This window comes from Achromobacter aegrifaciens (assembly GCF_902859965.1).
GTDB classification, from domain to species: domain Bacteria; phylum Pseudomonadota; class Gammaproteobacteria; order Burkholderiales; family Burkholderiaceae_B; genus Achromobacter; species Achromobacter aegrifaciens.
On the sequence record NZ_CADIKO010000005.1, the window covers coordinates 171,050 to 185,450 of the forward strand.

Consider the following 14,401-nt stretch of genomic DNA (forward strand, 5'->3'; position numbering starts at 1 on the left):
TTCACGGGAAAAGTGTAATGGATCATGCGCATTTCACAAACCTGAAAGGCCCGGCCGCGTTTGCTGGCGGGCCTGTCCGCCGATACAGCACAGACTCTGCGCAAACGGCAAGGGCACCCTGAGGTGCCCTTGCTTGCCTTGCGCGCCTGGTCAGGCGGCGCCGAACGCCGCCTGCGACGGCATCAGGCTTCGGCCAGCGCAATGCGCAGCATGCGGCGCAGCGGCTCGGCGGCGCCCCACAGCAACTGGTCGCCCACGGTGAAAGCGCCCAGGTATTGCGAGCCCATCGACAGCTTGCGCAGGCGGCCCACCGGAATGTCCAGCGTGCCGGTAACGGCGACCGGAGTCAGCGCGGAAACCGTGGCTTCCTTGGTGTTGGGCACGACCTTCGCCCACTGCGTGCCTTCGGCGATCAGCGCTTCGATCTCGTCCAGCGGCACATCGCGCTTGAGCTTGATGGTCAGCGCCTGGCTGTGGCAGCGCATCGCGCCGATGCGCACGCACAGGCCGTCGATCGGCGTAGCGGGCGTGCCGAAGGCTGCGCCGCGGCCCAGGATCTTGTTGGTCTCGACCTCGCCCTTCCACTCTTCCTTGGACATGCCGTTGCCCAGATCCTTGTCGATCCAGGGAATCAGGTTGCCGCCCAGCGGCACGCCGAAGTGCTCGTGGGGCAGCGCCGGGTCCTTTTGCTTGGCCAGCACGCCGCGGTCGATTTCCAGGATGGCCGACGCGGGATCGTCCAGCAGCGACTTGACCGATTGATTGATCTCGCCGAACTGGGTCAGCAGTTCGCGCATGTGTTGCGCGCCGCCGCCGGAAGCCGCCTGGTAGGTCATGGAAGTCATCCATTCGACCAGGTCGTTGTTGAACAGGCCGGCCAAGCCCATCAGCATGCAGCTGACCGTGCAGTTGCCGCCGATGAAGTTGCGCACGCCGCGCTTGAGCGCCGCGTCGATGACCGGACGGTTGACCGGATCCAGCACGATGATGGCGTCATCGGCCATGCGCAGGGTGCTGGCGGCATCGATCCAGATGCCGTTCCAGCCTGCGCCGCGCAGCTTGGGATAGACCTCGGAGGTGTAGTCGCCGCCTTGCGCCGTCACGATGATCGGCAGTTTTTTCAGAGCGTCAATGTTGTAGGCGTCTTGCAGCGGGCCTGCGCCAGTGGCCCAAGTGGGCGCGGCGCCGCCAGCGTTGCTGGTGGAGAAAAACACCGGTTCGATCAGTGCGAAGTCGTTCTCGTCGCGCATGCGTTGCATGAGCACCGAGCCGACCATACCGCGCCAGCCGACAAGGCCTACTGCTTGATTCATTTCAATCGCTCTTTAAAGGTGTGGAGACTAGGGTCCAGGGGAAAAAGCCGTGCAATTCAACAATTTATCAGAATGCACGGCCGGATGTTGCGGCGCAGCTAGAAATAATAGGGGCCGCAATGGATACAGGGCGCTTTCGAGGCGACGCCACAACAGCAAAACAAGGGGCGGCCCAGCCGGGCCACCCCTTGTTTTACGGTGCTTCAACCGCCACGCGCGCTAGCGCCCGGCGGCTCGATCCCGAGAAGATCAGGCCAGCGCCTTCAGCACCGCGTCGCCCATCTGCGCCGTGCCGACCTTGGTCGTGCCCGGTTCGAAGATGTCGGCGGTGCGCAGGCCGTCGGCCAGCACGCGGCGCACGGCGGCCTCGATGCGGTCGGCCTGCGGCGCCAGATTCAGCGAATAGCGCAGCAGCATGGCCGCGGACAGGATGGTCGCCAGCGGATTGGCGATGCCTTGGCCGGCGATATCGGGCGCGGAGCCATGGCTGGGTTCATACAAGCCTTGGCCGCCTGCGTTCAGCGAAGCCGAAGGCAGCATGCCGATCGAACCGGTCAGCATGGCGGCTTCGTCGGACAGGATGTCGCCGAACAGGTTGCCGGTCACGATTACGTCGAACTGGCGCGGGTTGCGCACCAGCTGCATCGCGGCGTTGTCGACATACATGTGCGACAGCTCCACGTCGGGATACTCGCGCGCGACTTCGATGACGATGTCGCGCCAGAACTGCGAGGTCTCCAGCACGTTGGCCTTGTCCACGCTGCACAGCTTCTTGTTGCGCTTGCGGGCCGATTCGAAACCGATGCGCGCAATGCGGCGCACTTCGGATTCCGCATAGCGCATGGTGTCGTAGCCTTCGCGTTCGCCGGCGAAGGCGCCGTCGGGTGAAGAACGTACGCCGCGCGGCGTGCCGAAATAAATGTCGCCAGTCAGCTCGCGGATGATCAGGATGTCCAGGCCGGACACGATCTCGGGCTTCAGCGACGAGGCGCTGGCCAGTTCCGGATACAGGATGGCAGGACGCAGGTTGGCAAACAGGCCGAGCGCCTTGCGCAGGCCCAGAATGGCCTGCTCGGGGCGGAACTCGCGCGGCAGGCTGTCGTACTTCCAGTCGCCCACGGCGCCGAACAGCACGGCGTCCGATTCCTTGGCCAGGTTCAACGTGGCCGGCGGCAGCGGATGTTCGAACGCATCGAAGGCGGCGCCGCCCACGGGCGCTTGCTTGATATCGAAGGACACGTCCAGCGCCTTCAGGACGCGCACGGCCTGTTCGACGATTTCCGGGCCGATGCCGTCACCCGGCAGGACTGCGATGTTGTGAGTCATACGAAAACGATCCTGTAATCAGAAGAATGGTGGCGTCAGGCGATGGGACGGCTTTCCAGCCACGGATGGCGGGCCAGGCGCTCGGCCTCGAAGGCCCGAATCTTGTCCGACTGGCGCAGGGTCAGCCCGATATCGTCAAAGCCGTTGAGCAGGCAGTATTTGCGGAACGGTTCGATGTCGAAACCCATCTCGCGCCCATCCGCCGCCACCACGACCTGGCGGTCGAGGTCGACGCGCAGCTTGTAGCCGGGGAAAGCCTTCACTTCGTCGAACAGGCGCGCGACTTCCAGTTCCGACAGAACGATGGGCAAGAGGCCGTTCTTGAAGCTGTTGTTGAAGAAAATGTCGGCATAGGACGGCGCGATGATGGCGCGGAAACCGAACTGCGTCAGCGCCCAGGGCGCATGCTCGCGGCTGGAGCCGCAGCCGAAGTTCTTGCGCGCCAGCAGCACCGAAGCGCCCTGGTAACGCGGCTGGTTCAGCACGAAATCCGGATTCAGCGGACGCTTGCTGTTGTCCATGCCGGGTTCGCCATGGTCCAGGTAGCGCAGTTCATCGAACAGGTTCGGACCGAAGCCGGTGCGCTGGATGGATTTGAGGAACTGCTTGGGAATGATGAGGTCCGTATCGACGTTTTCGCGGTCGAGCGGAGCCACCAGGCCTTCGTGAGTGGTAAATGCTTGCATGATGTCGGTACTCGGTGCGTGACGCTTAACGGAAAGTGCGGACGTCGACAAAATGGCCGGCGACGGCGGCGGCGGCGGCCATGGCCGGGCTGACCAGATGGGTGCGCCCGCCCTGTCCTTGCCGGCCCTCGAAGTTGCGGTTCGAGGTGGAGGCGCAGCGTTCGCCCGGTTCCAGGCGGTCGGCGTTCATGGCCAGGCACATGGAGCAGCCCGGCTCGCGCCACTCAAAGCCCGCCTCGATGAAGATCTTGTCCAGGCCTTCGCGCTCGGCCTGCTGCTTGACCAGGCCCGAGCCCGGCACCACCATGGCCTGGCGCACATTGGAGGCCACATGCTTGCCGCGCGCGACCGCCGCAGCCGCGCGCAGGTCTTCGATGCGCGAATTCGTGCAAGAACCGATGAACACGCGATCCACACGGATATCGGTAAGCGGCGTGTTGGGCTTCAGGCCCATGTACTGCAAGGCGCGTTCCATGCCGCTGCGGCGCACGTCGTCTTTTTCGCGATCGGGGTCCGGCACGCGGGAATCCACCGGCAGCACCATTTCCGGGGACGTGCCCCAGGTGACCTGCGGCTTGATGTCGCGGGCGTTGACTTCCACCACGGCGTCGAACTTGGCGCCCTCATCGGTATGCAGGGTACGCCAGTAGCCCACCGCCTGATCCCAAAGCACGCCCGTGGGCGCGAAGGGACGGCCGCGGAAGTACTCGACGGTCTTGTCGTCCACCGCCACCATGCCCGAACGGGCGCCGGCTTCGATGGCCATGTTGCAGACGGTCATGCGGCCTTCCACGGACAGGGCGCGGATCGTGCTGCCGGCGAACTCGATGGCGTAGCCCGTGCCGCCGGCCGTGCCAATGATGCCGATGATGTGCAGGACCACATCCTTGGCCGTACAGCCGAAGGGCAATTCGCCGTCGACCTTGATCAGCATGCTCTTGGCTTTCTTCATGAGCAGCGTCTGGGTCGCCAGCACGTGCTCCACTTCGGAGGTGCCGATGCCGAAGGCCAGCGCGCCCAGCGCGCCGTGCGTGCTGGTGTGCGAGTCGCCGCAGACCACGGTCATGCCGGGCAGGGTCGCGCCCTGCTCCGGGCCGATCACGTGCACGATGCCCTGGCGCAGGTCATTCATGCGGAATTCGGTAATGCCGTACTTTTCGCAGTTGGCGTCCAGCGTGTCCACCTGCAGGCGCGAAATCGGATCGTCGATGCCCTGGGCGCGGTTCAGCGTCGGCACGTTGTGGTCCGCCACCGCCAGGTTGGCGCCCGTGCGCCACGGCTTGCGGCCGGCCATCGCCAGGCCTTCGAACGCCTGGGGGCTGGTGACTTCGTGCACCAGGTGGCGGTCGATATAGAGCAGACAGGTGCCGTCTGATTCCTGGTGGACGACGTGGGCGTCCCAGAGTTTGTCGTAAAGAGTTTGGGCCATGGATGCGCTCTGCAAATAGACAATCCGGCTCGTGCCGCGCGCGGTTCAAACAGTGATCCCCGGGCGCCAGCCACTGCGGCATGAGCGAATTATGCACAGGGTCTCAACCTAGTACAACTACACCTTATATACCAGTACTAACACTACCATGCTAGGACATGGCGAGGGTCACTTCGTCCTATTTCCATACTTCAATCGAACTGCAATCAAACAGTTACAGATACAAATTCGGGTATTTAAAACAGATACAAAATTATCAAACCGATATAATCGTTGTGCGCTGGATTCACCCAAACGACGAAATAAAGCGCAATAAACCGCATTTATCCTGCATTAAACCGGATCAAAAATCCGGGATATGGCGAAATTAGTGCAAATTCAAGCTAATTAAGAGATGATGCGCGAAGAAACTCAAACTGCCGACCGGAAAACTTCGTCAAGAATTAACAAATATTGACTCGTCAAATCTGACATTTCCACACAATATGGCGGCCATTAATTCCTAACTCGACTCGCGAATAATCACTATGGCTTCGTTTTTGCTCAAAAGCACGACTTCGGTCCTTGCCCTGGCATTCGTTCCTGCGGCATTTGCACAGTCAGCAGCTCCCGCCTCCGGGGCAGCTGGGGTCACACTGAACCAGGTCGTTGAGCAGACCCTGCTCAGCAACCCGGAAATCCAGGCCAAGTACCATGATTTCCAGGCTTCGCTGGAAGGCCAGGCCGTTGCCCGCGGCGCGTTCTTCCCGCAGATCAATGCGCAAGGCTATGTGGGTCGCGAGTACCGCAACAACGTGCCCGGAGTCGGGTCGCAAAGCTGGAGCCGTCCCGGCTACAGCGTGGAATTGCGTCAGCTGATTTTCGACGGCTTCCGTACGAGCAACGACGTCAAGCAAGCCGGCTTCGACAAGCTGGCGCGCTTCTATGACCTGTTGGCCACCAGCGACAACACCGCGTTCAGCGCAGTGCAGGCCTATATCGACCTGCAGCGCTACCGCGACATGGAACTGCTGGCCCGCCAGAACTACACCCTGCACGAAGAAACGCTCAAGCAGATCAACGAGCGCGCCGAATCGGGCGTGGGCCGCCGCGTCGACCTGGAACAGGCCGGCGGGCGCCTGGCGCTGGCCCAGACCAATCTGATGACCGAGACCGCCAACCTGCTGGACGTGCAGCAGCGTTTCCAGCGCGTCACTGGCGCCCTGCCCCCTGAAGCGATGCAGCCTACGCCCGATATCAGCGGCAAGCTGCCGGTCAAGCCCGCCGACTTCAACGAGTCGCTGCGCCGCAACCCCAGCTTCCTGTCCAAGCAGGCCGGGCTGCAGGCCGCGCAAGCGGGCGTCGCCTCGTCCAAGGGCGCCTTCTCGCCGAAGTTCGAATTCGTGGCCGCCACCGGCCGCGACCAGAACGATCCCACGCCGCAAAACCGCGACATCCAGAACTCCAGCGTCCAGGTTGTCATGAGCTACAACCTGTATCGCGGTGGATCCGACTCCGCCCGCGTGCGCCAGACCTCCGCGCAGTCCTATGCTGCGCGCGACATCCGCGACTACACCTGCCGCAATGTGCAACAGGACCTGGCCGTGGCTTGGAACAACGTCGCCAGCCTGAACCAGAAGCTGCCCTTCCTGCGCGACCACGAAGTGGCCACCACCAAGGTGCGCGAAGCCTACCGCCAACAATTCCAGATCGGCCAGCGTTCGCTGCTGGACTTGCTGGACACCGAAAACGAATTGTTCGAATCGCGCCGCGCCCTGACCAACGCGCTGTATGACCTGCAGATCGCGCAATACCGCTGGCTGGCGCTGTCGCACGCACTGCTGCCGGCGCTGTCGCTGCAGCCCGCGCGCAACGAAATGCCCGAGGAAAACGGCAAGCTGGAAGTCTCCGACGAAGTCATCAAGCTCTGCAATTCGACGATCCCCGACTCGGCCCGCCTGGCGCCCGTGCGCGTGCAATACAACGAGGGCAATCTGCCGCCCACGTTCATCCCGGTAAACTCGCCCAAGGCCAAACCCTAGGTGACGCAAGCGCAAGGAGACCATATGCAGAAACAGGGCAACGACTTCTCACAACTGGATGCGGACTTCGTCCGCGTCCTGGAAGACCTGATCGACGCGCTGATAGCCAATGGCACCTTGCGTATGACCGACCTGCCTATCCAGGCTCAACAAAAGCTGACCCAGCGCAAGCAACAGCGCGCGCGCCTCTCCGAACACCTCGACCTGCTGGATGACGAAGATGGACAAGTTATCTGAAATGGCGGCCCGGGAGTGGCGCGCGGACGCGCGCGCGGCGCATGACGACCCGCTGCTCGATTGCCTGGTTGAAATCACCCGGCTCCATGGCGTGACGGCGACGGCCCAGGCGCTGTCGGCCGGCCTGCCGCTGGAAGAACACAAACTGACGCCGGCATTGCTGCCGCGCGCCGCCGCGCGCGCGCAGCTCTCCGCCCGCGTGGTCAAGCGCACGCTGGACAGCATTTCGCAGGACCTGCTGCCCGCGATCCTGCTGCTCAACGGCGAACGCGCCTGCCTGCTGCTGAAGAAAGACGGCGAAAACTACGTCGTCAGCCACCCCGAATTGGGCGGCAGCTCGATGGAAATGAGCGCCGCGGAACTGTCGGCGCAATACACCGGGCTGGTGTGCTTCGTGCGCCCGCAGTTCCGCTTCGACGCGCGCGCGCCCGAAGTCGCCAAGGTGCGCGAGCGCCATTGGTTCTGGGCCGCCATCATGGAAAACCGGCGCCTGTACCGCGACGCGCTGATCGCCGCCCTGCTGATCAACGTCTTCGCAATGGCGATGCCGCTGTTCACCATGAACGTGTATGACCGCGTCGTGCCGAACAACGCCGTCGAAACGCTCTGGGTGCTGGCCATCGGCATCACGTTGGTCGTGATCTTCAACATGATCCTGAGCACCGCCCGCTCCCACGTCGTGGACAGCGCCAGCAAACGGGTCGACGTGCGCCTGTCCGCGCAGATCATGGAACGCGTGCTGGACCTGCGCATGGAGGGCCGGCCGGTGTCGGTGGGATCCTTCGCCGCCAACCTGCGTTCGTTCGAATCCATTCGCGATTTCATCGCGTCAGCCACCATCACCACCCTGGTGGACCTGCCCTTCATTCTGCTGTTCCTGCTGGCGCTGGCCTGGATTTCGCCCTGGATGGTGCTGCCGCCGCTGGTCGCGATCGTGTTGATCCTGCTGGTGTCGCTGGCCGCGCAAGCCCGCATGGAATCCCTCACCATGGCCTCCTACCAAGCGTCGTCGCAGCGCAACGCGACCCTGGTCGAGGCCCTGACCGGCCTGGAGTCCGTCAAGACGCTCAACGCGCAGGGATCCATCCAGCGCAACTGGGAACGCGCCACCGAGTACATCGCCCTGACCGGCGGCAAACTGAAGCTGATTTCGTCCTCGACGGTCGGCTTCGTGCAGGCCGTCCAGCAACTGGTGTCGATCTCCGTCGTCATCATCGGCGTCTACCAGGCCCAGGAATCCGCCATTTCCATGGGCGGCATCATCGCCGCCTCCATGATCGCCGGGCGCTGCCTGGCCCCGCTCGGCCAGGTCGCCGGGTTGCTCATGCAGTACCAGAACGCTCGCACCTCGCTGGGCTCGATCGACAACTATATGAAGCTGCCGATCGAACGTCCGGCAGAAGCCGAATTCCTGCATCGTCCCGTCTTCCATGGCGGCATTGAATTCCGCGACGTAACCTTCAGCTATCCCGGCAGTAAGCAGCCGGTGCTGAAGAAAGTGTCCTTCAAGCTGAAGCCGGGCGAAAAGGTCGGCATCATTGGCCGCATCGGCTCCGGCAAGACCACGCTGGAGAAGCTGGCCCTGGCGCTGTACCAGCCCACCGAGGGCGCAGTCCTGCTGGACGGCGTGGACGTGCGGCAGATCGATCCGGCCGACGTGCGCCGCGCCATCGGCCACGTGCCGCAGGACCCGCTGCTGTTCTATGGCAGCCTGAAGCACAACCTGGCGATGGGCGCGCCCTACGCTGACGACGCCAGCATCCTGGCAGCCGCCAACATGGCGGGCGTCACCGATTTCGCCAACCTGCACCCCGACGGCTTCGACATGGTCATCGGCGAACGCGGCGAGTCCCTCTCCGGCGGCCAGCGCCAGTCGGTGGCAGTGGCCCGCGCCCTGATCAACGATCCGCCCATCCTGCTGCTGGACGAACCCAGCAGCAACATGGATCACCAGAGTGAAGCGCAGCTGCGCAAGCGGCTGGGTGAAGCCAGCGCCACGAAGACGATCCTGCTGGTCACGCACCGCACCGCCCTGCTGGACCTGGTCGACCGCCTGATCGTGATCGACAACGGCCATATCGTGGCTGACGGTCCCAAGGAGCAAGTGGTCGAGGCACTGCGTCAAGGACGCGTCGGACGCGGAAGCTGAGGAAACCATGCTGAACAATCCTGGCGAAACCCGGCACGGCCTGTTTGGAAGCCTGTGGCGCATGCTGCGCGGCGTCTTCGTGTTCTTCTTCGACCGCTTGCTGGACGGCGCCGAAAAAGGCAAGCCCCAGCAACGCTCCGACTACGTCGGCAACGCCGAATGGGTCATCCATGAATCGCAGGCGCGCGGTTCGCGCATCCTGTTGTGGGTCAGCCTGCTGGCCACCGGCGGCCTGCTGCTGTGGGCCGGCACCGGCAGCATTGACGAAGTCGTCCGCGGCGAAGGCAAGGTCGTGCCCTCGCGCCAGGTCCAGATCATCCAGAGTCTGGACGGCGGCATCGTCGAAGAAATCCTGGTGCGCCCGGGCCAGGAAGTCGAGGCGGGCGAGATCCTGCTGAAGATCGACTCCACCCGGTTCGCCTCGTCGCTGGGCGAGAACAACGCCGAATACCTTTCCCTGCTCGCCAAGGCCGCCCGCCTGCAGGCCCTGGCCACGGGCGAACCCTTCGTGGCTCCCGAGGAAGTGCTGACGCAGGCGCCCGGGCTGGTGGAAATGGAGCGCAATGCCTGGCAAGCGCGCACCACTGAATTGAACGCCACGGTCAACGTCGCGCGCGAACAACTCAAGCAACGCCAGGAAGATCTGCGCGAAACGATCGCCAAGCGCGACCAGGCCGCGGCCAGCTGCGGCCTGACCTCGCGCGAGCTGCAAGTGACCCGTCCCCTGCTCAAGAGCGGCGCCGTGTCCGAAGTCGACCTGTTGCGCCTGCAACGCGACGTGGCCCGCTACTGCGGCGAACAAAAAGGCGCCGAAGCCCAGATCGACCGCTTCCAGGCCTCCATCAAGGAAGCCGAAAGCAAGCTTCAGGAAGCTGAGCTGAACATCCGCAACCAGGCCCGCAACGAGCTGTCGGAAACCAACACCAAGCTGGCGACCCTGCGTCAAGGCAAGCTGGCGCTGGCCGACCGAGTAAAGCTGGCCGAGGTCCGCGCCCCGGTGCGCGGCACGGTCAAGACGCTGTTCAACAACACCGTCGGTGGCGTGGTCCAGCCCGGCAAGGACATCATCGAGATCGTGCCCAAGGACGACACGCTGCTGCTCGAGGTCCGCATCCAGCCGCGCGACATCGGCTTCCTGCATGCCGACCAGAAGGCAGAAGTGAAATTCACAGCCTACGACTTCGCCATTTACGGCGGCCTCGAAGGCAAGGTGGAACAGATCGGCGCGGACACCGTGACCGACGAGAAAGGCAATTCCTACTATGTGGTGCGGGTCCGCACGGATCGCAGCACGGTAGGCGACAAACTGTTGCCCATCATCCCCGGGATGGTGGCGGAGGTTCATATCCTGACTGGCAAGCGCACGGTGCTGCAGTACCTGCTCAAGCCCATACTGCGCGCCAAGGCGAATGCCTTTACCGAACGTTAAAGGAGGGCTGCAAGGCCTTATGAAACCCGTTCCTGTCCTGTTGATTACGCACGACGACCTGTTGTGGCAGCATTGGCGCGGCCTGAATCCGGCCCGCTGGCTGGCGGCCCGCGGGCGCGGCCTGGCCGACCTGCAACGCTGGCGCGAACAGGGCCGCACTCTGGCGGTATTGGATGCGGACCTGCCCCGGCTGCCGTCCTGGCAGGATCCCATCTGGGCCGCGACCCTGGCGGACCTGCACGTGGTGGTCGCCAGCCCCAGTCCTAACGACGAGCAAGGCACCCGGGTGCTGGGCGCCGGCGCACATGGCTATTGCCACGGCTATGCCTCGGCCGCCTCGCTGTCGCAGGCGCTGGAAGTCGTCGCCTCCGGCGGCATCTGGATGGGCCGTTCGCTGGTGTCGCGGCTGCTCAAGCTGGTCGCCGAGCGCGCCCAGGACGAGCACGCCTGGGATGGCGGCGTGCTGACCGAGCGTGAAATCACCGTGGCCCGCTATGCCTCCAGCGGCCAGGCCAATGCGCAGATCGCCGAAGCCCTGGGCATCACCGAACGCACGGTCAAGGCCCACCTGTCAGCCGTTTTCGAAAAGCTGGGCGTAACCGACCGCCTGCAGCTCGCCCTGCTCGTCCACGGCATATCTGCCCCCGCCGACGCCAAAATCAAAATTACTTCCTGATACTGTCCTTGAGGACAATATCCCGCGCCGGCGGCGCAATCTAGTATCTGGCCATCTTGGATAACTCCCTGAAACGGAACCAACATGGCCAACACCTCTCCCGCAGTCGTCAACGAAATCTCCGGTCGCGCGTGGATACGCAATAGCGACGGTTCCCTGACTGAACTGCATCAAGGCAGCAAGGTCCCCGCAGGCAGCGACGTGGTCACTGCCTCGGGCGCCACGGTTTCGCTTCAGGTCGAGAACGGCATGCCGATCGTCATCGGCGAAGGCCGCGAGGTTGCCGTGACCGGCGACATGACCGGCCCCTTGGCCGACCCGTCCGAAGCGGCTGTGGCTCCGCCCTCCGGCACCGACTCCGACCGCTTGCTGGCCGCCCTGCGCGACGGCCGCGACCCGTTCGATGAACTGGATCCCACCGCTGCCGTCGTGGCCGGCGGCGGCGATGCCGGCGGCAGCAGCTTCGTGCGCCTGGCCCGCATCCTGGAAACCACCACCCCGCTCGACCTGGCCTACCCGAACCCCAGCCGTGGCCAGGAGATCCTGCCCCGCCTGTCCGGCACCGGCGCCGGCAGCGACGATGAAGCCACTCCGGCCACCGTCAACACCCCGCCCAACGCGCTGAACGATACCGGCAGCGGCGAACAGAACAGCCTGGTGCGCGGCAACCTGCTGCTGAACGACTCGGATCCCGATGGCGACCCGCTGGCGATCGTCTCGGTCAGCGGCCGCCCCATGACCCCGGCCGGCATCACGGTCAACGGCAGCAACGGCGGCACCTTCACGGTCCTGCCCGACGGCAGCTACGTCTTCAACCCGGGTAACGAATACGGCCACCTGGCCGTGGGCGAAACGGCCACCAGTACCGTTTCGTACACCATCACGGATCCCAGCGGCGCCACCTCCACGGCGAACGTCGTCGTGACGATCACCGGCACCAACGACGGCCCGGTGTCCACCTCCATCGCCGACACCTCGGGCATCGACGCCCAGACCGGCGTGAGCTACAACGTCTCCAGCCATTTCTCGGACCCGGACACCAGCGACAAGCTCACCTTTACCGCCACCGGCCTGCCGCCAGGCCTGACCATCGACCCGAACACCGGCATCATCACCGGCACCATCGACCATTCCGCCTCGCAAGGCGGCAACAATGGCGTCTACACGGTGACGGTGACCGCCACCGACCCGTCCGGCGCCACGACTTCCCAGGACTTCAACTGGGACGTCACCAACCCTGCGCCGACGGCGGCCGATGATAACGGCACCACCGACGAAGACACCACGCTCAACGTCAGCGCCCAGAACGGCGTCCTGTCCAACGACGTGGACCCGGACGGCGACACCCTGACCGTGTCGCAAGTCAACGGCGCCACTGGCAACGTGGGCACGCCGACGGCCGGCTCCAACGGCGGCACGTTCACCCTGAATCCCGACGGCTCGTACTCGTTCAATCCCGGCAATGCCTTCCAGCACCTGGCCGCGGGCCAGACGGCGACCAGCTCGATCACCTATACCGTCACGGACGGCCAAGGCGGCACCAGCTCCGCCACGCTGACGGTCGAAATCACCGGCACCAACGACGCGCCGACCGCAGTTGCCCTGCAGAACCAGGACAACATGGACGGCGATGTCGTCAACTACAACCTGTCCGGCTTCTTCAGCGACCTCGACGACGGCGACTCCCTGGTCTACTCGGTCGACCACATCCCCGGCGGCCTGAAGTTCGACCCCACCACCGGCACCTTCACCGGCCAGTTCGCCAACTGGGCGTCCGATCACACCAACACGGGCGTCAAGGGCGAGTACCTCATCACCGTCACCGCCACCGACAAGTCGGGCGCAACCGTCTCCCAGACCTTCGTCTGGACCGTGGGCAACCCCGTCCCGGTCGCCACCAATGACGAAGGCACCACCGGTGAAGACAAGCCCCTGGTCGTTGACCACGTTACCGAAGGCGTGCTGGGCAACGATCGCGATCCGGACGGCGACACCATCCGCGTTTCGCAAGTCAATGGCGCCGACGCCGACGTCGGCAAGCCTGTCGTCGGTTCGAATGGCGGCACGTTCACGCTCAACGCCGACGGCACGTACACGTTCAACCCCGGCACGGCATTCCAGTATTTGAATGACGGCCAGACCGCAACGACGTCGATCACGTACACCGTGTCCGACGCGCAAGGCGCGACCAGCACTGCCACCCTGACCATTACGGTCACCGGCCAGACCGACGCTCCTCCGGTGATCACGCCTGAAGACAGCGACGGCGATGTGACGGCGGGTCATAACAATGTGGCCGAAGCGTCTGGCGCCACGGTCACCGGTTCCGTGACCGTCTCCGCCGAGGCCGGCGTCGACAAGGTCACGGTGGGCGGCAAGGACGTCAGCAACGCCAGCGCCGCCAACCCGGTAGTCATCGCCACCGACAAGGGGGTGCTGACCGTCACCAATTACGACGCCGCCACTGGCAAGATCACCTACTCCTACCAGGAAACTGGCGGAGCCGCCGATCACTCCAATGGCGACGATTCGGTCCGCGACCTCTTCCAGGTTTCCGTTACGGACTTTGCCGGCGAGACCCGCAGCAATGACCTGGTCATCCAGATCACCGACACGGCGCCCGAAGCCAAGCCCGACACCGCTTCCGTCACGGAAGACACCGCACTGACCGCCTCCGGCAACGTCATCAGCGGCACCGGTGCCGACACCCTCGGCGCGGACGTCACCAACGTCGTGGGCGTGGCCAAGGGCACGGTCCCCGCCGGCCAGAACGTCACCGGCAACGTCAATACCGCCGTCAACGGCGAGTACGGCAAGATCGTTCTCAAGGCCGACGGCACCTACACCTACGAGCTGAACAACAACGACCCGCGCGTGAACGCGCTGCTCGATGGACAGCAGCTCAAGGACACCTTCACCTACACGATCCGTGATGCCGACGGCGACGTCAGCACCACCACCATCACCGTCACCATCAACGGCCACACCGATGGCGTGCCCGGCGTAACCGTCCCCGATGCCAATGGCGCCGATGCCGGCAACGTCAGCATCGCCGAGAACGCCACGCAGCCGGTCACCGGCGAACTGACCGTCTCCGCACCGGAAGGCCTGGCTACCGTCAAGATCGGCGGTACC

The 14,401-nt window shown here is 64.3% G+C and carries 10 protein-coding genes; 6 read left to right on the forward strand and 4 right to left on the reverse strand.

Annotated elements, in window-relative coordinates; translation table 11 throughout:
- Window positions 1-182 precede the first annotated feature (182 nt).
- The 4 genes from asd to leuC all read right to left on the reverse strand — a co-directional run bounded on the left by asd (window position 183) and on the right by leuC (window position 4,754).
- Window positions 183-1,313, reverse strand: a complete 1,131-nt coding sequence (asd, locus tag HV793_RS28450) for an aspartate-semialdehyde dehydrogenase (RefSeq protein ID WP_054458280.1) — start codon at window positions 1,311-1,313, stop codon at window positions 183-185.
- Window positions 1,314-1,562: 249 nt separating this feature from the next.
- On the reverse strand, window positions 1,563-2,639 hold the full coding sequence (gene leuB, locus HV793_RS28455) for a 3-isopropylmalate dehydrogenase (RefSeq protein ID WP_042792892.1): 1,077 nt from the start codon (window positions 2,637-2,639) through the stop codon (window positions 1,563-1,565).
- A 35-nt stretch (window positions 2,640-2,674) separates the two neighbouring features.
- Window positions 2,675-3,325, reverse strand: a complete 651-nt coding sequence (gene leuD, locus HV793_RS28460; protein ID WP_054458281.1) for a 3-isopropylmalate dehydratase small subunit — start codon at window positions 3,323-3,325, stop codon at window positions 2,675-2,677.
- Window positions 3,326-3,350: 25 nt separating this feature from the next.
- Window positions 3,351-4,754: a 3-isopropylmalate dehydratase large subunit gene (leuC, locus tag HV793_RS28465; protein ID WP_119451608.1), complete on the reverse strand. Its 1,404-nt coding sequence runs from the start codon at window positions 4,752-4,754 to the stop codon at window positions 3,351-3,353.
- Between the two features lie 527 nt (window positions 4,755-5,281).
- Here leuC and HV793_RS28470 point away from each other — a divergent pair.
- The 6 genes from HV793_RS28470 to HV793_RS28495 form a co-directional block, all read left to right on the forward strand.
- A complete protein-coding gene (locus HV793_RS28470; RefSeq protein ID WP_054458283.1) occupies window positions 5,282-6,775 on the forward strand; it encodes a TolC family outer membrane protein in 1,494 nt (497 codons plus the stop codon).
- A gap of 24 nt (window positions 6,776-6,799) precedes the next feature.
- Window positions 6,800-7,012 carry a hypothetical protein gene (locus HV793_RS28475; protein ID WP_042792889.1) on the forward strand — a complete coding sequence of 71 codons (213 nt, stop codon included), beginning with the start codon at window positions 6,800-6,802 and terminating at the stop codon, window positions 7,010-7,012.
- Entirely contained in the window at window positions 6,996-9,161 is a 2,166-nt protein-coding gene (locus HV793_RS28480; protein ID WP_370539850.1) for a type I secretion system permease/ATPase, read from the forward strand. Before HV793_RS28475 ends, HV793_RS28480 begins: the two co-directional genes overlap by 17 nt.
- Window positions 9,162-9,168: 7 nt before the next feature.
- Window positions 9,169-10,590, forward strand: coding sequence for an HlyD family type I secretion periplasmic adaptor subunit (locus tag HV793_RS28485; RefSeq protein WP_054458285.1), 1,422 nt, complete (start codon window positions 9,169-9,171; stop codon window positions 10,588-10,590).
- Window positions 10,591-10,609: 19 nt separating this feature from the next.
- Window positions 10,610-11,266 carry a helix-turn-helix transcriptional regulator gene (locus HV793_RS28490; RefSeq protein WP_054458286.1) on the forward strand — a complete coding sequence of 219 codons (657 nt, stop codon included), beginning with the start codon at window positions 10,610-10,612 and terminating at the stop codon, window positions 11,264-11,266.
- Window positions 11,267-11,350: 84 nt separating this feature from the next.
- Window positions 11,351-14,401 (forward strand): retention module-containing protein (locus HV793_RS28495; RefSeq protein ID WP_175214318.1); only part of this gene is annotated, 3,051 nt, incomplete at its 3' end.

What these genes read in the sequence shown, in the direction of transcription:
- leuC (WP_119451608.1), bottom strand. Translation starts at nt 4,754, where the DNA reads ATGGCCCAAACTCTTTACGACAAACTCTGGGACGCCCACGTCGTCCAC.
- HV793_RS28470 (WP_054458283.1), top strand. Translation starts at nt 5,282, where the DNA reads ATGGCTTCGTTTTTGCTCAAAAGCACGACTTCGGTCCTTGCCCTGGCA.
- HV793_RS28475 (WP_042792889.1), top strand. Translation starts at nt 6,800, where the DNA reads ATGCAGAAACAGGGCAACGACTTCTCACAACTGGATGCGGACTTCGTC.
- asd (WP_054458280.1), bottom strand. Translation starts at nt 1,313, where the DNA reads ATGAATCAAGCAGTAGGCCTTGTCGGCTGGCGCGGTATGGTCGGCTCG.
- leuB (WP_042792892.1), bottom strand. Translation starts at nt 2,639, where the DNA reads ATGACTCACAACATCGCAGTCCTGCCGGGTGACGGCATCGGCCCGGAA.
- HV793_RS28485 (WP_054458285.1), top strand. Translation starts at nt 9,169, where the DNA reads ATGCTGAACAATCCTGGCGAAACCCGGCACGGCCTGTTTGGAAGCCTG.
- HV793_RS28490 (WP_054458286.1), top strand. Translation starts at nt 10,610, where the DNA reads ATGAAACCCGTTCCTGTCCTGTTGATTACGCACGACGACCTGTTGTGG.
- leuD (WP_054458281.1), bottom strand. Translation starts at nt 3,325, where the DNA reads ATGCAAGCATTTACCACTCACGAAGGCCTGGTGGCTCCGCTCGACCGC.
- HV793_RS28480 (WP_370539850.1), top strand. Translation starts at nt 6,996, where the DNA reads ATGGACAAGTTATCTGAAATGGCGGCCCGGGAGTGGCGCGCGGACGCG.